Annotated in this window: 25 protein-coding genes; 22 read left to right on the plus strand and 3 right to left on the minus strand. The window is 49.3% G+C overall.

Annotated elements, in window-relative coordinates; all coding sequences use genetic code 11:
* The 18 genes from ACFQ3W_RS19920 to ACFQ3W_RS20005 all read left to right on the plus strand — a co-directional run.
* On the plus strand, nucleotides 1-1,612 hold a 1,612-nt coding region (locus ACFQ3W_RS19920; protein WP_379320990.1), incomplete at its 5' end, for an ATP-dependent helicase C-terminal domain-containing protein.
* A 235-nt stretch (nucleotides 1,613-1,847) separates the two neighbouring features.
* The gene (nagE, locus tag ACFQ3W_RS19925) at nucleotides 1,848-3,305 is read left to right on the plus strand and encodes an N-acetylglucosamine-specific PTS transporter subunit IIBC (protein WP_379320991.1); all 1,458 of its coding nucleotides are present in this window, start codon (nucleotides 1,848-1,850) and stop codon (nucleotides 3,303-3,305) included.
* Between the two features lie 162 nt (nucleotides 3,306-3,467).
* A complete protein-coding gene (locus tag ACFQ3W_RS19930; RefSeq protein WP_379320992.1) occupies nucleotides 3,468-4,301 on the plus strand; it encodes a sensor histidine kinase in 834 nt (277 codons plus the stop codon).
* Nucleotides 4,302-4,952, plus strand: a complete 651-nt coding sequence (locus ACFQ3W_RS19935; protein WP_379320993.1) for a response regulator — start codon at nucleotides 4,302-4,304, stop codon at nucleotides 4,950-4,952. It abuts the gene before it with no gap.
* A gap of 135 nt (nucleotides 4,953-5,087) precedes the next feature.
* A complete protein-coding gene (locus tag ACFQ3W_RS19940; RefSeq protein ID WP_379320994.1) occupies nucleotides 5,088-5,714 on the plus strand; it encodes an FMN-dependent NADH-azoreductase in 627 nt (208 codons plus the stop codon).
* A gap of 190 nt (nucleotides 5,715-5,904) precedes the next feature.
* Nucleotides 5,905-6,618: an MgtC/SapB family protein gene (locus ACFQ3W_RS19945; protein WP_379320995.1), complete on the plus strand. Its 714-nt coding sequence runs from the start codon at nucleotides 5,905-5,907 to the stop codon at nucleotides 6,616-6,618.
* Nucleotides 6,619-6,758: 140 nt separating this feature from the next.
* On the plus strand, nucleotides 6,759-7,454 hold the full coding sequence (locus tag ACFQ3W_RS19950) for a response regulator transcription factor (protein ID WP_379320996.1): 696 nt from the start codon (nucleotides 6,759-6,761) through the stop codon (nucleotides 7,452-7,454).
* Complete coding sequence (locus tag ACFQ3W_RS19955) at nucleotides 7,444-8,538, plus strand: sensor histidine kinase (protein ID WP_379320997.1); 1,095 nt, start codon at nucleotides 7,444-7,446, stop codon at nucleotides 8,536-8,538. Before ACFQ3W_RS19950 ends, ACFQ3W_RS19955 begins: the two co-directional genes overlap by 11 nt.
* A 186-nt stretch (nucleotides 8,539-8,724) precedes the next feature.
* On the plus strand, nucleotides 8,725-9,669 hold the full coding sequence (locus ACFQ3W_RS19960) for a D-alanyl-D-alanine carboxypeptidase family protein (RefSeq protein ID WP_379320998.1): 945 nt from the start codon (nucleotides 8,725-8,727) through the stop codon (nucleotides 9,667-9,669).
* A gap of 21 nt (nucleotides 9,670-9,690) precedes the next feature.
* Nucleotides 9,691-10,182, plus strand: coding sequence for a sigma-70 family RNA polymerase sigma factor (locus ACFQ3W_RS19965; RefSeq protein ID WP_379320999.1), 492 nt, complete (start codon nucleotides 9,691-9,693; stop codon nucleotides 10,180-10,182).
* A 243-nt stretch (nucleotides 10,183-10,425) separates the two neighbouring features.
* Nucleotides 10,426-10,866: a VOC family protein gene (locus tag ACFQ3W_RS19970; protein ID WP_379321000.1), complete on the plus strand. Its 441-nt coding sequence runs from the start codon at nucleotides 10,426-10,428 to the stop codon at nucleotides 10,864-10,866.
* Between the two features lie 34 nt (nucleotides 10,867-10,900).
* Nucleotides 10,901-11,743, plus strand: coding sequence for an aldo/keto reductase (locus tag ACFQ3W_RS19975; protein ID WP_379321001.1), 843 nt, complete (start codon nucleotides 10,901-10,903; stop codon nucleotides 11,741-11,743).
* 39 nt (nucleotides 11,744-11,782) lie between these two features.
* Nucleotides 11,783-13,000 carry an MFS transporter gene (locus tag ACFQ3W_RS19980; protein ID WP_379321002.1) on the plus strand — a complete coding sequence of 406 codons (1,218 nt, stop codon included), beginning with the start codon at nucleotides 11,783-11,785 and terminating at the stop codon, nucleotides 12,998-13,000.
* 82 nt (nucleotides 13,001-13,082) lie between these two features.
* The gene (locus ACFQ3W_RS19985; protein ID WP_379321003.1) at nucleotides 13,083-13,676 is read left to right on the plus strand and encodes a nucleotidyltransferase family protein; all 594 of its coding nucleotides are present in this window, start codon (nucleotides 13,083-13,085) and stop codon (nucleotides 13,674-13,676) included.
* A gap of 85 nt (nucleotides 13,677-13,761) precedes the next feature.
* A complete protein-coding gene (locus tag ACFQ3W_RS19990; RefSeq protein ID WP_379321004.1) occupies nucleotides 13,762-14,568 on the plus strand; it encodes a DUF817 domain-containing protein in 807 nt (268 codons plus the stop codon).
* 1 nt (nucleotide 14,569) lies between these two features.
* Nucleotides 14,570-14,971 (plus strand): hypothetical protein, encoded by a 402-nt coding sequence (locus ACFQ3W_RS19995; protein WP_379321005.1) that lies wholly within the window; start codon nucleotides 14,570-14,572, stop codon nucleotides 14,969-14,971.
* Nucleotides 14,972-15,023: 52 nt separating this feature from the next.
* On the plus strand, nucleotides 15,024-15,911 hold the full coding sequence (locus ACFQ3W_RS20000; protein WP_379321006.1) for an NAD-dependent dehydratase: 888 nt from the start codon (nucleotides 15,024-15,026) through the stop codon (nucleotides 15,909-15,911).
* 6 nt (nucleotides 15,912-15,917) lie between these two features.
* On the plus strand, nucleotides 15,918-16,667 hold the full coding sequence (locus ACFQ3W_RS20005) for an SDR family NAD(P)-dependent oxidoreductase (protein WP_379321007.1): 750 nt from the start codon (nucleotides 15,918-15,920) through the stop codon (nucleotides 16,665-16,667).
* A 10-nt stretch (nucleotides 16,668-16,677) separates the two neighbouring features.
* Here ACFQ3W_RS20005 and ACFQ3W_RS20010 read toward each other — a convergent pair whose 3' ends face one another.
* The gene (locus tag ACFQ3W_RS20010; protein WP_379321085.1) at nucleotides 16,678-17,859 is read right to left on the minus strand and encodes a chromate transporter; all 1,182 of its coding nucleotides are present in this window, start codon (nucleotides 17,857-17,859) and stop codon (nucleotides 16,678-16,680) included.
* Nucleotides 17,860-18,158: 299 nt separating this feature from the next.
* Here ACFQ3W_RS20010 and ACFQ3W_RS20015 point away from each other — a divergent pair, with 299 nt between their 5' ends.
* The 4 genes from ACFQ3W_RS20015 to ACFQ3W_RS20030 are packed head-to-tail and all read left to right on the plus strand — an operon-like array spanning nucleotide 18,159 to nucleotide 21,347.
* Complete coding sequence (locus tag ACFQ3W_RS20015; protein ID WP_379321008.1) at nucleotides 18,159-19,454, plus strand: MFS transporter; 1,296 nt, start codon at nucleotides 18,159-18,161, stop codon at nucleotides 19,452-19,454.
* Nucleotides 19,455-19,496: 42 nt separating this feature from the next.
* Nucleotides 19,497-20,432, plus strand: a complete 936-nt coding sequence (locus ACFQ3W_RS20020) for a Gfo/Idh/MocA family protein (RefSeq protein ID WP_379321009.1) — start codon at nucleotides 19,497-19,499, stop codon at nucleotides 20,430-20,432.
* Complete coding sequence (locus ACFQ3W_RS20025; protein WP_379321010.1) at nucleotides 20,425-21,144, plus strand: hypothetical protein; 720 nt, start codon at nucleotides 20,425-20,427, stop codon at nucleotides 21,142-21,144. The genes ACFQ3W_RS20020 and ACFQ3W_RS20025 overlap by 8 nt, the downstream gene beginning before the upstream one ends.
* Nucleotides 21,138-21,347 carry a hypothetical protein gene (locus ACFQ3W_RS20030; protein WP_379321011.1) on the plus strand — a complete coding sequence of 70 codons (210 nt, stop codon included), beginning with the start codon at nucleotides 21,138-21,140 and terminating at the stop codon, nucleotides 21,345-21,347. Before ACFQ3W_RS20025 ends, ACFQ3W_RS20030 begins: the two co-directional genes overlap by 7 nt.
* Nucleotides 21,348-21,420: 73 nt before the next feature.
* Here ACFQ3W_RS20030 and ACFQ3W_RS20035 read toward each other — a convergent pair whose 3' ends face one another.
* Both ACFQ3W_RS20035 and ACFQ3W_RS20040 read right to left on the minus strand, forming a co-directional pair.
* Nucleotides 21,421-22,431, minus strand: a complete 1,011-nt coding sequence (locus ACFQ3W_RS20035; RefSeq protein ID WP_379321012.1) for a S66 family peptidase — start codon at nucleotides 22,429-22,431, stop codon at nucleotides 21,421-21,423.
* Nucleotides 22,432-22,461: 30 nt separating this feature from the next.
* The gene (locus ACFQ3W_RS20040; protein WP_379321013.1) at nucleotides 22,462-23,724 is read right to left on the minus strand and encodes a multidrug effflux MFS transporter; all 1,263 of its coding nucleotides are present in this window, start codon (nucleotides 23,722-23,724) and stop codon (nucleotides 22,462-22,464) included.
* Nucleotides 23,725-24,003 lie beyond the last annotated feature (279 nt).

Consider the following 24,003-nt stretch of genomic DNA (forward strand, 5'->3'; position numbering starts at 1 on the left):
GATGCTGGAGGCGGACCTGGCGCCGCTCGCGCTGGAGCTGGCGGCGTGGGGCGCCGCCTCGCCGGCCGAGCTCGCGTGGCTGGATGCGCCTCCGGCTGCGCCTTACGCCGGGGCCGTCCAGCTCCTGCGGCAGCTGGACGCCCTGGATGAGGCCGGCCGCATCACTGCTCACGGCCGGCAAATGGCCGCGCTCGGCCTGCACCCGCGCCTCGCGCACATGCTGCTGCGGTCGCGCGAGCTTGGCCTTGGCGCGCTCGGCTGTCGTCTCGCGGCGCTGCTCGAGGAGCGCGACCTGCTCAAGGGCGCGGCTGGCCGCGACAGCGATCTGCGGCCAAGGCTTTCGCTCGTCCTGGCGGCAGAAGCCGGCGGCCGCGCATCCATCTCTACCGGTCATGAAATAGACCGGGACGGCCTGCAGCGGATCTTGTTCCAGATCCGCCAGTGGGAGAAGCGGCTCGCAGCAAGCTTAGAGCATCCGGCATCCGGCTCTGCGGGCGCAGTTGACGAATCGCTTAATCCGGGGGTGTTCATCGAAGAGGATGATCCCGATTTCGATCTCGATGACAATGACAACGAGCCCTATTTAGAAGAAGACGTGTCATCGTTTGCCACAAGTTCAGTAATGCCTGCGAAAGCAACCGAAAATCCGGACCGTTGGTGCGGTTTGCTTGTATCGTTTGCGTATCCGGATCGGATTGCCAGCCGTCGTCCAGATGGACGATATTTGCTTAGAAATGGTCGCGGAGCAATCCTTATGGTAAAAGAGTCTTTAGGTACAGCCTCTTATCTGGCGTTGGCGGATGTTGACGATGAAGGTACAGAAGGACGGATTCTTCTAGCGGCTCCATTGGATGAAAACGATCTTTATACTTATTACCGCAAGGAGATTGCAGAGGAGACCAGCGCAATCTGGGATGATGAGGCGGGCATGGTTCGGGCGAGATGGCGGCAGAGACTCGGGGCCATCGTGCTGAAGGAGCGCCCAGAAGCAAAGCCGAGTCCCGAACAGATCACAAAAGCGCTGCTCCAAGCCATTAATGAGAAGGGTGTTACGATTTTACCGTGGAACGAAAAAGCTCGGAAACTTCAGGAACGGCTGCTCTTTTTGCATCGCCTGGACGACCGCTGGCCTGATGTTTCGGACAAAGCTTTGACCGAGACCGCCAAAGAATGGCTAGCCCCATACCTGCAGGGCATTCGCAAGCGGTCGGATCTGGAGGCTTTATCGCTCTATAGCATCCTTGAGAACCAACTTGAGTGGGGGCAGCAGCAAGAGCTGAACAATGAAGCACCAACGCATCTACTCGTTCCGAGCGGCTCCAAAATACAAATTCATTATGAAGGGCCGCAAGCGCCTTATGCCGCAGTACGGCTGCAAGAGGTATTCGGCATGATGGCTACTCCGCGAATCGGGTATGGCCGAGTTCCAATCACATTGCATCTGTTGTCCCCTGCTGGGAGACCTGTGCAGGTAACCTCGGATCTGCAAAGCTTCTGGCAGCATACTTACTTTGATGTGAAAAAAGACTTGAAAGGCCGCTATCCTAAGCATTACTGGCCTGACGATCCGCTTTCGGCTACCGCAACACGCAAAGTACGGCCCGATCGATAAATTTCCATTGACGACAGTTTGTCCGTTAATTTATCATACTTCCATAACTGAATACCTAGAAAACGATGGCGTGTTACCACCTCAAGCGGGCACGAGCCAGGAAAAACAAACCTATTACATAGGTGTTTTCCTTGGCTCTTTTTTGTGCCTGTCCCAAGAAAATAGGTATAGTTCCCACAAGGTTCCCGGAATATTAATTAGGAAGTAAATCCGGAAATGGAAAGGATGATGGCTTATGCTAGCTTTTCTGCAAAAAATCGGGAAGTCGCTGATGCTCCCGGTGGCGACGCTGCCTGCAGCGGCTATTTTACTCAGGTTCGGAAATATTGACTACATTAAAGATTTTCATCTTGGTGCAGACGTAGGAGGCTTCTTAAACACGTATATCGCTCCTTTTCTGGCTGCTGGCGGAGGAACGATATTCGATAATTTGCCTCTTATTTTTGCCGTCGGCGTCGCCATCGGACTCGCGGGGGATGCGGTTGCTGCCTTGTCTGCGGTGATTGGGCAATTGATTCTGCTGAACGTGCTTGAACGGGTTCCCGGCATATTTCCGCAATTGATGCAGTCTCCGGACACAAAGCTGAATATGGGGGTTCTTGGAGGCATTATCGTTGGATGTATTTCCGCTTATCTTTACAAAAAATATCATAATATCAAGCTGCCTGATTGGCTCGGCTTCTTCGGCGGCAAGCGGTTTGTTCCTATGGTAACAGCCGTAACAATGGTTGTGGTCGGCTTAATTTTTGGATTGATTTGGGGACCTATTCAGTCCGTGTTGGATACGTTTGGCAACTGGGTGACCAGCTTAGGGGGCGTTGGATCGGCTATACATATTGTCGCCAACCGTCTGCTTGTCCCATTTGGCCTGCATCACATTATCAACTCGATCGTTTGGTTCCAAATCGGCGATTTTACGAATAGCGCTGGTGAAGTGATACATGGTGACCTACATCGATTCTTTGCCGGGGATAAAACGGCGGGAATGTTCATGACCGGCTTTTTCCCGATCATGATGTTCGGCCTTCCAGCTGCTGCATTGGCCATTATTCACACCGCCAAACCGGAAAAGCGCAAGCTGGTAAGCTCCATTTTTCTGGGGGCTGCGCTTGCTTCGTTTCTTACTGGCATTACCGAACCACTGGAATTTTCGTTCATGTTCGTTGCACCGGTTCTTTACGGGATTCATGCTATTCTGTCAGGTGTTGCGGCCTATGTGACTTACGCCTTAGGAATGAAATTGGGCTTTGGTTTTTCGGCGGGCTTTATCGATTATGCCATCAACTATCAGATTTCGACGAAGCCGCTGCTGTTAATCCCCGTTGGTTTAGTGACGGCGGTGATCTACTACGTTGTTTTCCGTTTGCTGATTATCAAGCTGAAATTGAAAACACCGGGACGAGAGGATGAAGATTTGAGAGAGACCGAGGAGAATGACGACCCAGGTGCTCTTGCTGAGGACAGTAGGGCGGCTAAAATTTTGAAGCAAATCGGAGGACCTGATAATATCGACTCTGTCGACGCGTGCATTACCCGGCTACGCCTCGTCGTCAAAGATGAGAAAGCCGTCAACGATGCTGGGCTCAAGCAGCTCGGTGCTTCCGGCGTCATGAGACTTGGCAAAGGTGCGGTCCAAGTCGTGTTCGGTCCGCAGTCTGAATCCATTAAAGATGAAATCAAGAAATTGTTATAAAATAATGCACTTACCAATACAAACAGGGTGGAGACCGAATCCACCCTGTTTTTTTACGGAGCTAAGTCATTGGAGGGATCCTTTCATTAGCCTAGGCTTGCCAGTTCCTGACATGTAAAGTATAGTCGTGGTGAAATCAAACATTTTTTGCGGGGGTCCAAGATGTCATACAAATTTACCAAATGGATGATCTTAATCGTTCCAACCATGATTATCGGTTTATGGGAATATGTCCGCCACCAATTTTTAATGCCGTATCTATCTATGGAGCTCGGGAATGTGCTGACCCCGATTATTTTGTTTATCATCAGCGTTACGCTGTTGTATCGATGGTTTTCGTATTTGGAAAAGCTGCAGGAGGAGTTGCAGCGGGAACGGTCGCTCAAGGCAAAGCTGGAGCAGCGGGAGCTGCTTGCCAGGGAGCTTCATGATGGGATTGCCCAATCTTTGTTTCTGCTTTCGGTGAAAGTGGATCGAGCCGAGCGGCAGCAAGCAGAGGCCGGACAAGATTACGACTGGAATGAGCTGCGCAGGACGATTCAAGAAGTAAACCGCTACGTAAGGGAGGCGATTTCTGATTTGCGGGTTCCTCCCGATTCACGAAATAGCAGGGAGCAGGAGGTATCTATTCCCGCGCAAATTAGGCAAATGGCGGCCGAGCGGCAGATGAAGCTTGAGCTCGACTGGAAGCTGAAGGAGGAAGCATTGTCTCCTAAGGCGAGAATGGAGCTGCTTTCCTGTATAAGGGAGGCAATTGTGAATGCAGGAAAGCACGCCGAAGTACAGAAAGTCTACGTTTGGGGCAGTGGGGATGCGCGGAGGTTTAGCGTGCGCGTGACCGATAAAGGCGTAGGATTTCAGGCTGGGCGGGCACCGGAGAAGGGAAGATATGGGCTTCGTATTATTCAAGAAAGAGCGGAGAGTATGGGCTGGCGTCTTACGGTTTCATCTCGGCCAGGCAAAACGACGCTTGAAATTGAAGGAGGAGGAGCTTGAGTGAAGGTTCGTGTATTAGTTGTAGATGATCATCCTCATGCTCGTGAGGCGATTGGGGATATTTTGGCAGAGGATGACTGTTTTGAGATTATTGGTTATGCCGAAAACGGGGACGAAGCGATCGTTCAGACGGAGCAGTGGATGCCGGATTTGATCCTGATGGACATCCATATGCCCGGCAAGGACGGCCTAGAGACAACTCGAGAAATCAAGCTTCGTTACCCGTATGTAAAGATCGTTCTGATTACGGTGTCGGACGACGTCGCTCATTTGTTCGAAGCGTTAAAACAGGGTGCCCAAGGCTACTTGCTTAAAAATTTGGAGCCTGGTACATGGCTGGAGTATTTGCGTTCCATCGCCAGCGACGAGGTTCCTTTAACCCGTGAGCTTGCGCTGCGCATTTTGCAGGAATTTCCACGATCGAACAAGGACGCAGGGGGGGAACCGCCTTTAACCGCCAGAGAGCGTGAAATTCTCGGTTGGGTCTCTAAAGGGATGACCAACCGCGAGATTGCTGGAGTTCTGCACATTTCCGATCAGACTGTGAAGAACCACTTGAAAAACATTCTCCAGAAGCTGCACCTGGAAAACCGGGTTCAACTAACGAGGTATGCTTTGGAGCAAGGATGGGTTGAGAGGCCAAAAAATTAGTTCGCGTGCTCGAATTGACAAATTTTTAGATAAACGTTATTATAACTATACTTAGAATAGTAACAGTTTAATAAATACTTACTGTTAAATCTATAGTACATCATTTTATTTCATCTTTGGAGGGAATTATACAATATGTCACATGTATTGTTTGTTAAAGCCAACAACCGCCCTGCGGATCAATCCGTAACGGTCAAATTGTACGAAAGTTTTCTGAAAACATACAAAGAAACGCATCCTGAAGATTTGGTTACAGAACTGAATGTGTTTGAAGCGGATCTCCCTTACTACGATAACGATTTGATGACCGGTTTGTATAAGCTCGGCAATGGGATTCCGACAACGCCGGAAGAACAAAAAGCCGCTGACCTGGCGAACACGTACCTGGATCAATTCCTGGGCGCGGATAAAGTCGTATTTGCATTTCCGCTCTGGAACTTTACGATCCCGGCTCAATTGCTCACTTATTTGTTCTATCTGAACCAAGCCGGTAAAACGTTTAAGTACACGGAGCAAGGTCCTGTCGGACTGGTTGGCGATAAGAAGATCGCTTTACTGCAAGCCCGCGGCGGAGTTTATTCCGAAGGTCCTATGGCTGCGCTGGAAATGTCCTTGAACTATGTGAAGAACACGCTTGCTTTCTGGGGCATTAACAATCCGGAAACCATTGTCGTTGAAGGCCACAACCAATTCCCGGATCGCGCTGAGCAAATCGTACAGGACGGCGTAAAACGTGCGGCTGAGCTTGCTGCGAAATTCTAATCTTTTTAAATAAATTCATAAGCAAAAAGGCTGCCTTAAGGTCATACAACCTTAAAGCAGCCTTTTTCTATTTGTATAACCGTGAGGTTGTTGTATTTCGTTTATAATAATAAATAAAGGCTTTTGATTCATTTGCGTAAATCAGCCGAATACAATTATACTCACTTTAAGTGATTGAAGGAGATGCACCATGAATTTTAACTTGGAAATGATTTTAAAACTATGTTTAGCTTTGTTGTTCGGGCTGTTTATCGGCATTGACCGCCAGCTTAAGCAGAAACCGCTCGGCATCAAGACCAGCATGGTTATCTGTATTGCCAGCTGCTTAGTAACGATTGTATCGGTAGAAGCCTATGAGAAGTTTGCCGGACAAGGTCATCCCAACATGGATCCTATGCGTCTTGCGGCTCAAGTTGTCAGCGGGATCGGTTTCCTGGGAGCGGGCGCGATTCTACGCCGGAGCAATGAAGGTATATCCGGACTTACGTCAGCTGCAATGATTTGGGCGGCTTCCGGAATAGGTATCGCGATCGGGACCGGTTTTTATATTGAAGCGGCGCTGACGGTTGTTCTTCTGATCATTGCTGTTAATTTCGTTCCTTACTTGATCAAGTGGGTTGGCCCTTATAAGCTGAATCAACGTGACGTATCCGTCAAAATCGTAATGGAGGAACATGGCAATGTAACGGATCTGATCCATATCCTTGAAGGAAAGGCCGAAAACGGTCACGGGGTAAAAGGCAGTCAACATCATATCCGCCGGCTTAAGATTAAAGATTTAGAGGAAGGCAGACAGCGGGTCGACATGGTGATTGCCGCTTCGGAAAAAGAGTATACAACGGAGATCTATCACTTTATTCGGACGATCGACCACGTGATCAGTGTGGAGGTCGAAAACCTATAAATCGCACGGTTGCCGATCCCTATTTCCAGAAAGTTACGGATCGTAATTGTTTTTTAACCTTTTATTTGTTAACTGCCTCAAGCGACATGGTATGATGGTATTGTATGTCAATCCAGCTCAAATAAAGGATGAATTTGCAAATGAGTAAACAAATTCTGATCGTTGATGATGACGATAAGATCGCTAAGCTGATAGAGATTTATTTGGTAAACGAAGGCTATGACGTCATCAAAGCGGCGGACGGAATCCACGCACTTGAAATCGTAGAGAGCGATGAGGTCGATCTGATTATTCTGGATGTTATGATGCCAGGATTAGACGGGATTTCGGTCTGCTTGAAAATCCGTGAGACACGAACAACACCGATATTGATGTTAAGCGCTAAAGATGGAGATATGGACAAAATCACCGGCCTGATGACCGGGGCGGACGATTATATGATTAAGCCGTTTAATCCGCTGGAGCTTGTGGCAAGAGTGAAATCTCTGCTCCGCAGGTCTTCCTATGCTGCTTCACCTCCTGCGTCTCCGCAGGATCACATCATTAAAATCGGTTCTCTTCAAATCGACAAGGAGACGCATACGGCTACCGTAGATGGCAATCCCGTTAAATTGACGCCGATCGAATTCGGTATTTTATTTTTATTGGCCAGCCATCCCGGCCGAGTATTCGGCTCGGAAGAAATTTTTGAACTGATTTGGAAGGATAAATATTTGGAGAGCAGCAATTCCGTGACAGTACATATTAGCCGGCTTCGCGATAAGCTGGAGAAAGAAATGGACGGTGAAAAGCTGATCCGTACGGTATGGGGGGTCGGCTACAAAATTGAAAGCTAGTTTGCGTTTTGTGGCCTGGCTTTTCTGGACAATCGTCACTTCCTTGTTATCATTGCTGATTTTGGTCTTTTTGGCAAAATTGTTTTTCTTCCTGTTTCCGGATATAACATTTTACAGAGCAATACTTTGGGTAAATCGAAATATCGGATTTCCGCAGGCTTATTACCTGGCTGGCGTACCCATTATGCTTCTGTTTGCGCTCTATTTTTATCGCCGCAGCGTTCGACGTCAGGAAAAGAAGTATTTGAATTTGTTAATCGATGAGGTGCACAAAATCGAAGAGGGCTCTGTCCGAAAAATACCGGTAGAAAATGTAGGCCAGCTGGGGCAGCTTGCAACGGACATTAACCGGATGGTTGACCGGCTGAGGACCTCCATCGAAGAAGAACGCCGTGCGGAACAGACGAAAAATGAGCTGATTACGAATGTGTCCCATGATTTGCGTACACCGCTCACCTCAATCACAGGCTATTTGGGCTTGATCGAGCAGGACCGTTACCGGGATGAAGTGGAGCTCCGTTATTACGTCAACATGGCTTATGAGGAGTCGCTTCGGTTGAAGCAATTGCTCCAAGACTTGTTCGAATTCACCCGAATGCAGAACATGGAAATGAAGCTGCAAAAAACGCGGATCGACCTGATTGAAATGCTGAATCAAATTTCCGCGCACTTGGGCTGGCAGATGCAGGAGAGCGGCATGGAATGTCGTCTATATTTGCAGGGCCCTCATCTATATGTGAATGCAGACGGAGACAAGCTCCGGCGCGTTTACGAAAATTTGATCACCAATGCGATCCGCTATGGTCAGGAAGGTAAATTCATCGATATTCGCGGTCGTCTGGAAGATGAAGAAGTTGTTACCGAAGTAGTCAATTACGGTGAGCCGATTCCTGAATCGGATTTGCCGCATCTTTTCGACCGATTCTACCGGGTGGAGAAGTCCCGGGCTACGCAAACCGGCGGCTCTGGAATCGGTCTGGCGATCGCTAAGCATATCGTTGACTTGCATCAAGGGACGATAACTGTTGAAAGTAATGAGTATTGTACGATATTTACCGTAAGGCTACATCGCATAACCAAATGAGCGTATTAACGGCAAACTTATGACAAGTTTGTCGTTTTTTTATGCTTCGTTTAAGGAAAATGCAGGGATTTCTTAATGAAAACTTAAGATTTTCTTAGACGGGACGAAAACTCTAAAATTCATAATTAACGTTGGAAGCAGGGGCTAAAGAAAAAGATAAAGTTAGAGAGAAATAGGGTTTAAGGATTGAGAGAGGCGATTTTGTTGTTTAAGCGAAAGTGGTTCATGTTCATGATTCTCATCGTTGTACTTTTATTGGTTAGCGGCAAAATACCAGTAATACGTCAGTATAGCTCCGATGTGATCGATAAGATGGAGACGAAGTGGCGCGACTGGAAAACGCCTGAATTGGCTGGCCTTGAGGGGAAAGCGGTGCTCATCATGGACCGGGACTCGGGAAAAATTTTATATGGAGATCACATGAACCGGAAAATGTACCCGGCGAGTACCACCAAAATATTAACCGCACTAATCCTTCTGGAATCGGGAGATGTGGGCGACATCGTTACCGTCGGCTCTGAAGCAGAGCGGCGAACTCCTGATGAAAGTTCGGCGGGATTGTATGAAGGCGAGAAGCTAAGTGTGAAGGATCTTGCGGCAGCGATGCTGCTGCCATCTGGAAACGATGCGGCCAGAACAGCCGCCGTCTACATTGCGGAGCGAAAAACGGGACAGCAGATGGAGCCTATGAAAGCTATCCGTTATTTTGCTGAACTGATGAATAATCGGGCCAAACAATTGGGGGCTACCCATAGTCATTTTGTCAATCCACACGGACTGCACGATCCGGATCATTACTCCACGGCCAAAGACCTAGCCATTATAGCTCGGGAAGCCATGAATCACCCGGAAATCCGGACCATACTCAAGGAAACGGTTCATCAAGTCAAACGTCCCGGTCAAAGGAATGCTACATTTGAGAATCGGAATAAGCTGCTGCAGAAGCACGGTCCTTGGTATTATCAGGGGGCTACCGGGATTAAGACGGGGTATACAGACGAAGCAGGCTACTGCTTTGTTGGTGCGGCGTCCCGTAAAGGTGAAAATATGATCAGCGTCGTGCTGCATTCAACCGAGGATGGCGTTTGGAACGATACGATCAAGCTGCTGAATTATGGCTTCGGCAGTTAAGGGAGAAAGAGGGGGAACAAGATGAATATCCACTCGATGGATCTTCTTTACCGTGAATATAAAACCGATGTATATCGTTATTTGTATAGTTTGTGCCACAATCATCATACTGCGGAAGATTTGATGCAGGAGACATTTTGCCGAGCCATTAAGCATTTGGAGGGAGCGGAGGGGCGTAAAGCGAAAGCCTGGCTTCTGCGCGTTGCCCATAACGCTTACATCGATACGTTAAGAAAAGAAAGCCGCTCGTCCGTTTACGAAAATGATTTCTTTCATCAATACGCTTGTGACGAGACGCCGGAAAGACTTGTACTGGGTCAGGAGAACACGAAAGAGCTCTATGCACAGCTTTCCCTGCTTCAGCCGAATCAGCAGCATGCTGTGCTTTTATATGATGTACATGGCTTCTCTTATCAAGAATCAGCCGACCTGATGGGCATTTCTTTATCTCATTTTAAAATTGTGCTGTACCGAGCCAGACAAAAGCTTCGTCGACGCAGTGAGACCGCCTAAACGCTGGTCGCTGCTTAATATCTGACAAATAAAAGGCTAAAAAAACGCGAGAGTAGGGGATTTCTCCTTACTGCTGGCGTTTTTTTGCTTAATCCTGTATTGGACGCCACACTTTGTGCAACCACCTGTTCAATTTCCCAAAATTGAGGTAGGATAATGAATACTAGAATTATGATACCAGAAAAAGACATCATGTATTTTGCTGATAAGAATCGGGTTTATATTCATTGGGGAGGGATAACAATGATACCGCAGCGGGTTTCTTTAGTCACTTTGGGAGCAAGGGATTTAGCAAACTTACGCGCCTTTTATCAGCGCCTGGGCTGGGAGGACACCCCAGCAAGTTCAGATGATTACAGCGTATTTACGACGGCCGGTGTCTTGTTAAGCCTGTATCCTTACAAAGACCTGGCATTAGACGCAGGGCTCAGTGTCGAAACGACAACTGAGGCCAAGCCATCATTTCGCGGAATCACGCTAGCGGTTAATGTTGAAGAGCCAGAGCTTGTCGATGTAGCTATTGAAAAGGCGAGGGCGGCTGGAGCTACGATTTTGAAGGAGCCGGTGGAGGCTTTCTGGGGCGGGCGATCCGCTTATTTCGCTGATCCCGAATTTAACGTATGGGAAGTGGCCTGGAACCCGTCTGCCGTGTTCGACGAGACAGGGGCCATGCTCTCTTTTTGAAATGACACAAACCATATCTTAGGAGGACTAGAAGATGCTAAAAGGATTGCAGAGCACCGTCACACTAAATAATGGGGTAAAAATGCCTTGGCTTGGGCTAGGTGTGTTTAAGGCTGAAGAGGGAGAAGAGGTCGTTCGGACGGTCAAAACGGCGATTCGTTTAGGATATCGAAGCATTGATACGGCCGCTTTTTATCAAAATGAGGAAGGCGTCGGTAAGGCTGTCAAAGAAGCGATGCAGGAGAACGGAGTTTCTCGGGAAGAGCTGTTTATTACGACAAAGGTATGGAATAGCGACCAAGGTTATGATTCCACGCTTCGAGCCTTTGAAACGAGCCTTGGCAAGCTGGGTTTGGATTTTGTTGACCTGTACTTGGTGCATTGGCCGGTGAAGGGAAAATACAAGGATACGTGGCGTGCGCTGGAAAAAATTTATGCGGAAGGCAAAGCGCGGGCTATCGGGGTCAGCAATTTTCAAATTCATCATTTGGAGGATTTGATGGCTGATTCCAAAGTGGTGCCTACGGTGAATCAAGTCGAGCTGCACCCTCAGTTATCGCAACAAGAGCTGCGGCAATACTGCGATTCGAAGGGGATCCAGGTGGAAGCCTGGTCACCGCTGGGTCACGGGAAACTGCTTGAGAACGAGGCGCTCAGAGCGATTGGAGAAAAGTATGGCAAAACCGCGGCACAGGTCATTTTGCGCTGGGATTTGCAGGAGCGCGTGATCACAATACCTAAATCGGTTAATGAACAACGCATTGCCCAAAATGCCGATATCTTCGATTTTGAACTCACTGGGGAAGATATGCGCATTATCGATAGTCTGAACCAAAATAAACGGTTTGGGGCGGATCCGGACAATTTTAATTTTTAAATCACAGAGAGATAGAACCTAGGTTCGAAAGAGGTGTGCATGAACCATACTGCCGCAACAAAACCAGCTTCCCCAGTGCTGACGGTTTATCCAATCCTGTTCGCCATCAGCATTGTTCACCTGCTTAACGATACGATGCAGTCGGCGATTCCCGCTTTATTTCCAGTGCTACGCGAATCGCTGCTATTATCATATGGGCAAATCGGTTGGATCTCATTTGCTATGAATATCACGGCTTCGGTATTTCAGCCTCTAGTCGGCCTTTATTCCGATGTCCGGCCGAGACCGTACATTTTACCGCTGGGTGTATGTTTTACATTGGCCGGCATCGTCATGCTGGCCTTTGCTCCCAGCTACGGGTTTGTACTGCTTGCGGTTACGTCGATCGGCCTTGGCTCTTCGGTGTTCCACCCAGAATCGTCACGGGTCGCCTACTTGGCGGCCGGTTCGCGGCGAGGATTGGCTCAGTCGATTTTTCAGGTGGGCGGTAACCTTGGGGCATCGCTCGGGCCAATTATGTCAGCGCTCATCTTCATTCCGCTTGGTCAAACCAGCGTCGTTTGGTTTGCTTTCGCAGCTATTGCAGCGATCGTCATCCAGTTCTTTGTAGCCAGATGGTATGGCTCGCAAGATTTAAAACCGAAGGTGCGTCACTCCGCAGGGACAAAGGATAGTGTGCGTACCTCAAGCCTTAGCCGAAGAAAAGTGGGGCTTGCCATTACGGTTTTAGTTCTGCTGCTGTTTTCAAAAAATGTGTATTCTATCAGCATTTCCACGTTTTATTCGTTCTTTTTGATGGATCATTATGGACTTGCAAAGGAAACCGCACAGTGGTACGTATTCGCATTCCTGGCCGCGGCCGCTGTAGGAACTTTTTTTGGCGGGCCGATTGCGGACCGCTATGGGCGGCGCAACATTATTTGGATATCGATTCTCGGAACGGCACCGTTTTCCTTGCTGCTCCCTTACGCAAACCTATTCTGGTCCGGGATTCTCGTTGTGATTGCGGGGTTCATTATGTCGTCCGCTTTTTCGATTATCGTCGTGTATGCGCAGGAACTGCTCCCAGGGAAGGTGGGACTCGTCTCAGGCTTGTTCTTCGGACTGTCCTTCGGTCTGGGCGGGCTTGGCTCGGCCGTACTCGGCAATTTCGCCGATCAGGCGGGGATCCTGTTCATTATGAAGCTATGTTCATATCTGCCGCTAATTGGCCTGCTGACAGTTCTGCTGCCAAAGGACAAAGCTTTGCGGCAATAATAAAAAGGAAAAGGGTTATGTTCCATAGGAGTGGAGTATAACCCTTTTGACTTATTAACTACAGAAAGACGGTGTCTTCGAAATGATTCAAGGCATGAATGATTTGGCGATTCACAGTGCCTTCGAGCTGAAGCAGGCAATCATGAATCAGCCTGAAATGATAGCGGATTTCAAGGCGGTTGCTGATTTAGGACTTCCGCAGGGCTGCATCGCGGCAGGGTATATTCGCAACTTCGTCTGGGATTTGCAGCATGGATATTCTCAGAACACTCCGCTCCATGATGTCGATGTCCTATATTTTGACCCGAGCTGCTTAAATGAAGAGGTTGAGAAGGAGTATGACGAAGCTTTAAGAAGAGTACGCCCACAGCGAAACTGGTCCGCAAAAAACCAGGCCCGCATGCATTTAAAAAATGGCGATCAGCCGTATTGCTCGGTAGAAGAAGCGATGCTGCATTGGCCGGAAACGGCGACCGCCATAGGCGCCCGGCTGGTTACCGATGGAAACATAGAATTGATAGCCCCATTTGGACTCGATGATCTGCTGGAGCTTCGGGTACGTCAAAGCCCTTATTTTCGAGATTATGCTACATTCAAGCAGCGGGTGGAAAGCAAGGGGTGGCTACAAATCTGGCCACGGCTGCGGCTGGAAACGGACATTAAAGGCGGTTTGTGATAAAATTTGAGTGACTGCCAGAGAATGCAGGATTGGAGTTGGAGACTGCTAGAGCCTCGGTAGATTGAAAAGCTTGGAGGGTAGCATGGCCTGGATACGTAAACTTTTCCTGTTCGGATGGCTGCAGGCTTTATCCTGTATTTTTCCGGTAATTATTTTTGGGGCGCTTGCCGTAACGAAGCTGTTTGAAATTCCGGGGTTGCCCCGATATGATCTGATCCTGATGATTTGCCTGCTCGCGCAGATCGGAATGCTGGTCTTCAAGCTGGAAACGGTGGATGAATTAAAGGTCATCTGTATGTTCCATGTTATTGGCCTCGCGTTAGAGTTGTTCAAAGTACATATGGGTTCGTGGTCGTACCCGGAGCCCGGATGGACCAAGGTGTTTGGGGTTCCGCTGTACAGCGGGTTCATGTACGCCAGTGTGGCGAGCTATATTTGTCAGGCCTGGCGGCGGTTCCACTTAGAGATCGCAGGTTGGCCGAAGGCAATCTACACGGTAGCCATAAGTACGGCGATTTACCTTAACTTTTTTACCCATCATTTTATCGGTGACTATCGCTGGGTGCTGATGGGACTTTTGGTCATCATCTTTTTCCGCACAACCGTTTATTTTACGCTGGGTGATCGGACACTGCGGATGCCCTTGACATTGTCTTTTTTTCTGATCGGCTTTTTCATATGGGTCGCGGAAAATATTTCAACCTTTCTCGGAGCGTGGACCTATCCGGATCAGGAGCATGTGTGGAGGCTCGTTCATTTTGGAAAAATCACCTCCTGGCTTTTACTTGTCGTCATCAGCGTCATTATCGTAGCGCAGCTCAAGCATGTGAAAGCCGGCAGTGCCGGACCAAAGAAGGGATCAATACATTCATTCGGGGAGAATCAGTAGCATGAAAAATTCGAACAAAGGGTATTTTTACTATTTGCTATGGACAGTTGGCGCGCTCGTACTTATTTATTATGGGCATAAGTTCACCGTCATGATGGATCAGAAGACAGGAACTTTCTATGATCTTAAATACAGTCTTATTGCTGACATTGTTTACGCCTTTGCCTTCGGCTTGTACATGAGCTTGCTGAACGGATTGCCGAACCGTCGCACATTTAATCGTCCGCTATTTTTCTCGGTGTTTCTGCCGAGCTTTCTGCTACTGATTTATCCTTTGTTTTCCGTATATATCAAGCAGATTCATATCTGGCGTTACCATGAACTGGTGGGAGGGCCTCAGCTATTTTTCTTCGGTCTCGTGAGCGGTCTGGCATTGATGAAGAGTTTATTTGCTAGTAAATGAGGTTAATCGCATTGATTCAGCAGAAAGGCCGAGATAAAGAAGGAGGCAACTGATGAGCAAAATATTAATTTTGGGAGGCTCCCGTTACTTTGGGAAAAGACTAGTCAATCTGCTACTTCTGGAAGGGGGCCATGAAATTACGGTAGCAACCCGAGGGCTTTCTAAAGTAGAATATGATGCCCCTGTTCAGTCTATCCGACTTGACCGAAAGGATGAGGAAGCGCTTAGACTTGCCGCGGCTGCCGGTCCGTGGGACATCGTGTATGACAACATTTGCTATTCGCCTGATGACGCGTTTGCTGCCGTTCGTGCTTTTGACGGGCAAGTTGGTCGCTACATCCTGACCTCGACGTTATCTGTATACGATTTCAGTGAGCAGGTGATTACAGAATCTGACTTCGACCCGTATGGTTACAAACTGCGGACGGGGAAAGCGGCGGATTTTAGCTATGGCGAAGGAAAACGGCTAGCGGAGGCGGCTTTTTTCCAAAAGGCAGATTTTCCGGTATGCGCAATGCGGATTCCGATCGTACTCGGCCCCGACGACTATACGCGCAGGCTGCATTTTCATGTAGAGCGGGTAATGCACGGAACACCGATTGGCGTACCGAACCCTGAAGCGGCGATGTCACTGATCACTTCGGCAGAAGCGGCTTCATTTTTGCTATGGCTTAGTAAATCACCCCTGATGGGACCGGTCAATGCCTGTTCTGACGGAAGTATGTCGATTGGCGGGATCATTGGGGTTATTGAAGAAATCACGGGAAAACAAGCTGATATTCGGCCAGAAACCGTAGCGGAGCATATGTCCCCATTTGGCATTTCTGCTTCTTGGGTCATGGATCATTCGAAAGCTCAAGAAGCCGGCTATTGTTTTGAATCCGTGTATGATTGGCTTCCTCATTTGATTCGGGATACTGCAGCTTGTGTGGAAGGGTGACTACAGATGTCTTTCAAACACTTAACAGTAATTGTTACAGGGGCTGGGCAAGGGATTGGCCGGGGGATCGCGAAAGCTTACGCCCAAGAAGGGGCCTCCGTAGTATTGGCGGAGATAAATGCGGATACGGGTACTGAAACGGCAGGTGAAATCAACGAAGCGGGAGGTAGAGCCTTATTCATTCCTTGTGACGTTAGGAAGGAACAGGACATTGTCCGCTTAATTCAGACGGCAGAACACGAATTTGGCGGTGTAGATATTCTGGTGAATAATGCAGGTGTATCCCGTTTTCAACCGCTTGATGAGCTAACGGTTGAGGATTGGGACGACGTGCTGAACACGAACGTGCGCAGCTGTTTTTTGGCTTCCCGTGAGGCAGCCCAATCGATGAGAAAAAGAGGACACGGCGGATCGATCGTAAACATTTCGTCAACCCGCTCGTTGATGTCTGAACCCCATTCGGAAGCCTATGCCGCTTCCAAGGGGGCGATCGTCTCGCTCAGTCATGCGCTTGCCGTATCGCTGGGAAGTGATGGCATCCGCGTGAATTGCGTCAGTCCCGGCTGGATTGAGAACGGCGACTACAGTGCGCTGCGTGAAATCGATCATGTGCAGCATCCGGCCGGTCGGGTTGGCGTGCCGGAGGATATTGCCCGTGCGTGCCTTTATCTAACACATCCGGACAACACCTTTGTGACTGGCGTCCATTTGGTCGTTGACGGCGGCATGACTCGTAAAATGATCTACGAGCCTTAGGGTTGGCCGTTCATCCGATCATACCAAGCAGCAGCCCACCTGCGGCACCGGCGATCACGGCAGTCCAGGGCGGAAGCTTCCAATACACGAGCATGGCAAAAAGCACCAGTGCCAATATGAAGTCACTGGCATCATGTACACTTGACGTCCAGATCGGGTTGTATAAGGCGGCAAGCAGGATGCCGACAACAGCGGCGTTTACGCCCTGTAGAGCGCTTTGAACTTTAGAATAGCGCCGGAGAGCATTCCAAAACGGGAGCACGCCGACGATAAGCAGAAACGCGGGCAGAAATATGGCGATCGTGGCGATGCAGGCCCCGGGTATACCGCTCATCACGGTGCCCAGATAGGAGGCAAACGTGAACAACGGTCCCGGAACCGCCTGCGCTGCCCCGTACCCTGTTAAGAAGTCCGACTCGCTCACCCAGCCGCTCGGCACGACCTCGCTTTGAAGCAGCGGCAGCACGACATGTCCGCCGCCGAAAACAAGCGATCCCGCGCGATAGAAGCTGTCGAACAGCTGTATGCCTTCAGTTGGCCATAACCGGCTTAGCACAGGCAGGAAGCCAAGCAGGCCAAAAAATAGCGCAAGGCAAAACATCCCACATTTGCGGCTGATATGTACCAAGAACGATGCTTCTGATCTGGTTCCATCTTCGAGAGCGGTGCTATGCGAAGATTTGCGAAATAACCAAAGTCCGGTGAGCCCAGCTGCGGCGATGATTAAAATTTGGCTAAATGCATTTTGCCAAAGCAAGGTTGCTGCAGTAGCCAGCACGGCAATGGTTGCTCGGCTGCGGCCGGCAGCCAGTTTGCTGCCCATGCTCCAAATCGCCTGCGCTACAATGGCGACTGCAGTTAGCTTTAAGCCGTGAAGCCAGGCGGCTCCGCCTACGTCCATTCCATGCAGCAGTAAGCCAAATAAAACGAGGAGAACGACGGAAGGCATCGTAAAACCAAGCCAGGCGGCAATTGCCCCGGCAAGACCGCCCCGGGAAAGGCCAATACCCATCCCGACTTGGCTGCTGGCAGGCCCAGGAAGGAACTGGCACAACGCAACTAATTCCGCATAGCTTCTTTCATCCAGCCATTTACGTTTTTTTACATATTCATCATGAAAATACCCTAAATGGGCAACGGGCCCTCCAAACGATGTGACGCCTAGTTTGGCGGAGACGGCAAAAATTTGCATAATACGGCGGAATACGCTCTGAGGCGCAGCATTATGCGAGAAATGATCTTGCAGTCGAGTTTCTGTATCCAAGCAGTATCCTGCTCCTCTCTAAAAATAAAATAACGATAAACTGGGGGCATTTGTCCCAGCTTATCATATAAATGTTAACGCAGATGCAGACTACATAGCTAAAATTTAAACTAATTTAACATTAGGGGTTGAAAGTATGGCACTTAGACCGATTTGATCAACTTTGAACCACTTCCATTACCCCGGGTGCCTCGGGACTAAAACTGAATAAGGGAGCATACAAAGCCATGATCAAGCGGTCCTTTTATTTTTTATGGAGTTCACAGACCTTATCCAATATGGTCGATGTCTTTTATACGGTAGCCTTAATTACTTTTGTGCTGGATCGAACCGGCTCGGTCGTCTTTGCGACGCTGGTGCCTTTTATACGGGTAATCGCCCAACTGCTGAGTGGTCTGCTGGCTCCGCTCATGATTGCCAAATACAGACTCACCTTTCTGCTAAGTTTTTCGCAATGCGGTCAGTTTCTGCTGTTTGCCTTGATGGCTGGCTATGTATCGCCTTGGGGAGGAAGTAATCTTTATGTGCTTTATGGGTTAATCCTGGCGATCTCATTTCTTGACGGGTGGACGACGCCAACCCGCAATGCGCTTGTATCCCGGTTGGTTACTGATCAAGCCTTGATGAAGGCGAACGGGATGATTGCCACGACAGACCAAATCGTGCTGTTTGCAGGCTGGGCGGTTAGCGGTTTGATGGTCGCCTGGCTCGGTTATTTTCCAGTGCTGCTTCTCGTAGCTGTAGGGTATGGTTTAGCCATGGCGGTCACAACGTTAATTGAGGATCCTACCGAACCCAAACGAGGCAGCTTTTGGGATGTACGGTCAGCTTCAGCGGCATATGTTGAAAAACTGGCGAAAGAAGCTGGTGCCGAGAAAACTTCGGTTACCCCGTCACGGTGGGATACGCTCAAGGAGGGCTGGATCGCCTTGTGGAGGTCACCACGGCTCCGCTCGCTGACGCTGATTGAAATGACTGACATGATCGGCGGCTCCGTATGGGCTGGGGCGTTTCTGCTTGTTTTTGTTAAGGAGATATTGATGAAGGATGAAGCTTGGTGGGGTTACATCAACGCTAGTTATTTCGCCGGGGCTGTGCTTGGCGGGCTGCTGGTCGTAGCGATGGCGAATCGGCTTAATCGTAACATATTTGGCGCCATGCTATTAGGGATGATTGGTTATGCTGCACTGACAGCTTGGTTTGCGCTCAATACTTCGGCTCCTCTAACGCTTTTTATCGTTCTTATTACAGGACCTTTTGCGGAGCTGGCAGCGGTATCGGGGCGTACGCTGGTTCAACGCAGCGTCGATAAAGACCTGCTGCCTAAAGTGCTATCTGCGCAAGCGACGCTGTCGAACACCATCTTCGGGCTTTCCCTGCTGTTTATGAGCGGCATTGCCGAATTGTTCGGCATTGTGAACATGTATCTGTTAGCGGCCGTTTTAACTGTGCTGGCGACCGTTGTGGGGTGGATGAACCGGAGGGCTTTCCGTTCTGGCCCGGACGGGGTAGAACAGGCATAATCATAAATGAGAGGTACCAATCACAGTAAGGGGGGGGTTGCGATGCGGATCGGGATTATCGGACTCGGGGATATCGCGCGTAAGGCGTATTTGCCGGTCCTTACGGAGCAAGAAGGGATTGAACTCGTTTTTTGTACGAGAAACCAACAAACGCTGGATCGTTTGGCCCACAAATATCGGATTCCGAAAACGGCCAGCAGTGTAGATAAGCTGATTGAATCTGGCATACAGGCGGCCTTTATACATGCGGCAACGGAAGCGCATTCGTCTATCGTAGAGCAGCTTATACGTAGCGGTATCCATGTTTATGTGGATAAACCGATTTCTTACCATTACGAGGAGTCGAAGCGTTTGACAGGGTTAGCCGAGCAGGCGGGTGTCATGATAATGACCGGCTTTAATCGGCGGTTTGCCCCGATGTATGCAGCGATGAAGGAGAAGGACGATCGACGTCTGATCTTGCTGCAAAAAAACCGGATATCGTCCCCGGATTTCGCTCGACGATTCGTCCTCGATGATTTCATCCATGTCGTGGATACCATACGCTACTTAGCTCCAGGAGACGTCAAGGACGTTCGTATTTCATCCCATGTTGATGACGGGAAGCTTTACCACGTGATGCTTCAGCTCGAGGGTGATGGCTTCATCTGTACCGGTATGATGAACCGGGATTCCGGGGGGAACGATGAAGTTCTCGAGGTGATGAATCCTGGCAATAAGTGGCGAATCGATGGTTTAAATACTACGGCCCATTTATCCAGGGGCGTTGAAGAGCTTTTAAAGTTTAACGACTGGGATCCGGTGCTGTATCGAAGAGGTTTTGTGCAGATCATCGAGCATTTTCTGACCTGCGTACGGGAGCGGCGAGCGCCTATGATAACGCCTCAGGATGCTTTGGAAAGCCACCGCCTGTGTGAGCTCATCGTAAAACAAGCAGAGGATAATGGGGCTTTATCCTGGGGGGATCGGTTTGTTTGAAGAACTCAACGAGCGTTTAGCGGAGCTTAAAGAAAAAGGGCGAAACAAGGAAAAATGGGAACGCCGTTTGAAGCAGCTTAAGCAGGACTTGTCCAATTGGGAGCTTTCGCGTGAAGAATGGCGGATGAAGCTGGTTTCAGAAGAGAAGGATGTCCAGAAGCTGATGGGGATGTCTTTGTCCAATCTACTTTATACGATTCTAGGCAGCAAAAAAGGAAAACTGGACCAAGAGCAACGGGATGTGCTTGAAGCTAGGCTTAAGTTCGATGAGTGTGAGAGCACGATCCAGGGTATAAAGCAGCAAATTGCCGAACTGGAGCCGAAATGGCGGCAAGTTCGCTACTGGAAAATGGATTATGAATCCGTATTTGAGGCGAAGGAAAAGCAGATTTTAAAGCAGAATGAGGAACTTATGAAATTAGCGGAGGAACGAGCCAAGCTAACCGTTCAGCTTAAAGAGCTGAAGGAAGCGATTTCCGCTGGCCAATCTGTTCGTAAAAATTTAACCAGTGCCGAGGCTGAGCTTGGGTCGGCTAAAAACTGGGGAACCTACGACTTGTTAGGCGGCGGGATGGTTTCTACGCATATCAAGCATAACCGGATCGACGAGGCCATGAATTATATTTATGCGGCTCAGAACAGTATGGCGAGATTTGAAGGCGAACTGCGCGATAAACTCTCCCATCGCACCTTAATATCAGCGGAATGCTGAAATTTTCGGACTATTTTTTCGACGGACTGATCTCCGATTGGTTGGTGCAAGGGGAAATCGCGGATATGTTAGGCCTGGTGCAGAGTAAATTATCCGAGGTTGACCGTATACTGGCAGACTTGGAATCGGCGAAAAACGAGGTTGAAGCCGAACGAGCCGGGGTTGTGCGGAAATATGTGCAGATCGTGGAGGAGTATTCGTAATCCACATTTCGGGATAATTATTTGAAAAGGCAGCCTCATGGCTGCCTTTTTCGTGTTGGATAGACAAACATAACTAAATAAAAGACTGCTTTAAGGTTCCTTTGCCCTCACTGACTTCTACCTCGGCAAAAGCTCCATTAATTAGCGTCATTTGCGGGGGAACATGCCCGAAGTCGGCGTCATAGATAACTGGGAGCTGTAATTCCTCTGCCAGCTCCTGATAAACATCCTCGGCGGTGTAATTATCAAACGGCTTGTTGCTGCTTCTACCGAACATCAGGCCCGAGCAATGATTAAACCAGCCGGCCAGCTTCATGTGTACCAGGGACCTACGGAGGTCCGCAGTGTTTAGCTCGCAATTTTCCAAATACCAAATTATGGGTTCATCACTTAATTCATGCTGTTGAAAATGCCGAACATCCCCATAAGGTGTACCGATCAAGTGTCTAATACAATCGACGCATCCGCCTAGTAAGCGGCCTTGAAGCTTCACACTTGATTGCGAGACGATTTTCCATGAAGTTTGCTCTGTGAGGTGGAAGATGGAAGGCGTTGAATTGTCCGAGTTCCATTCTTTTTGATATAGCTGGGAAGAATGCTGAACTACGGATTCACCGGTTTTTGTGGACACCACCGCTTGCCACATTCCGGTAGTGTTATCCGTTATTTCTCCTCGCAAATCCATAAGACATGGGCCATGGGCGGTTGCTATCCCCGTCTTTAAGGTGATGGCGAGAAGCAGCAGGCTGATATCCGAATATCCTAGAATCCACTTGCTTTTCAGGTTCTCAAAATCAATATGCTCAAGGACTTCAATCAACAGCTCGCCGCCCCAAGGGGGAATGATCATATTAATGCTGTCGTCCTGAAGCATTTCGTTAAGCTCTGCGGCGCGTGTTCTAGCGGGTGAGGATTTGGCCTTGTCCTGGGTCCGAACCGTTTTTCCGCAAACTACCGTGAAGCCCAGCTCATTCATCCTGCTGCATGCACGATTAAGCATGGGATGCAAATGGGGCCCCACACCGGAGGATGGTGCGGTGATTCCTATTGTAGCTTTATTTTCGAGCGTCGGGTATTTAATCATTTTGTGGCTAACTCCCCTCTGTAAAACACCTTATACTTGTACGCTTTCTCCACTTTCTTTAGCTGTAGCATGTTTTTTGCTCTGAACCATCATTACATAACAAATGACCGCGCCAAGCTCGGCGATAACCATTACCAGTGCCATCGGAAGCGCGTTTCGATCTCCTCCAAGGCCAACAAGGGGGGCCACCGCTGCCCCAAGGATATACTGCAGTAGCCCGAGAAGGGCAGAGGCACTGCCGGCATTTTGCCCTTGGCTCTGCATAGCAAGCGTGAAGCTGGATGTTCCCACGATGCCGACACAGGAAACGACAAAGAAGAGCGGGATGAGAATAAGAGCAATGCTGCCGCCGCTGACAATTGCGGTAAAGAGGGCAATAGACGAAACGGCTGCTAGCAGAAGACCGGATTGCAGCAAAATAGTTTCCTTCAGACGTCCTGCCAGCCGCCCGGTAACTTGGCTTGCCACGATAATGCCCGCTCCGTTCATGGCAAAGATCAGGCTGTAGGTTTGCTCGGAAACATGGTAAATGTTCTGGAGTACAAATGAAGAGCCTGATATATAAGCAAACATCCCGGCGGATACAAGTCCTTGAGCGAGGCAGTACCCGATGAACAGGCGGTCGCTGAGCAGACGGCGAAACGTCAGCAGCGTCTCCTTCAGCTCGCCGGACTGTCTCCGATTTTTGGGCAGCGTTTCCGGCTGACCGAGCAGAACGGACAGCATCATCACGATGCCAACCAGGCTAAGCGTAACGAACACGCCGCGCCATGAAACGAAATTCAGCAGCTGCCCGCCAAAGATTGGCGCGAGAATCGGCGCCGCGCCGTTAATCAGCATAAGCAGCGAGAAAAATTTCGTCAGCTCGGTGCCGGAGTACATATCGCGGACAATGGCACGCGAAAGCACGATTCCGGCTGAGCCGGACAGGCCCTGGATGAAGCGCAGCGCAATCAGGAGCCAGGCCGATGGAGCGAACACGCACAGCAGTGAGCTGATGCCATAAGCGGCGAGTGAGACGAGCAGCGGCATGCGCCGCCCGCGAACATCGCTGAGCGGGCCGATGAATAATTGGCCGAGCGCGAGGCCAAGCAGGCAGGCCGTTAGGCTGAGCTGCGCGACCGAGGCGCTCGTGTGCAGATCGCCCGCCAGCTTCGGCAAGGCGGGCAGGTACATGTCCAGCGAGAGCGGGCCGAAGGCCGACAAGCTGCCTAGAATGAGCGCCGCACGGAGTCTTCGTGACCGGGATAGCGGCGCTGGGGTTGTGGAGCTATTTTCTGAAAATAATTGCATAAATCATTCATCCTTTCACTACTATTATACAACATTATTTTCTGGCGAAGGCGAACGAGGTGCTTACATGTGATTCGTAGATGTGTAGATCAACAAGTGAAGAAGGTTATCATAAGACTGAATTTTTCGTAGATTCCACTGTTATCTATATAAGTTGAACTAACCACTACTAAATGTATTTAGTGCAGTTAAATAACGTCTGTTTGGATGTTTTAAGCATTTAATTGCAGAAAGTACAGTTAAAAGAAACATATAAACCCTTTTGTTCCGAAATGATCC

Origin of the sequence: Paenibacillus puldeungensis (assembly GCF_042678945.1) — a bacterium.
GTDB classification, from domain to species: domain Bacteria; phylum Bacillota; class Bacilli; order Paenibacillales; family Paenibacillaceae; genus Fontibacillus; species Fontibacillus puldeungensis.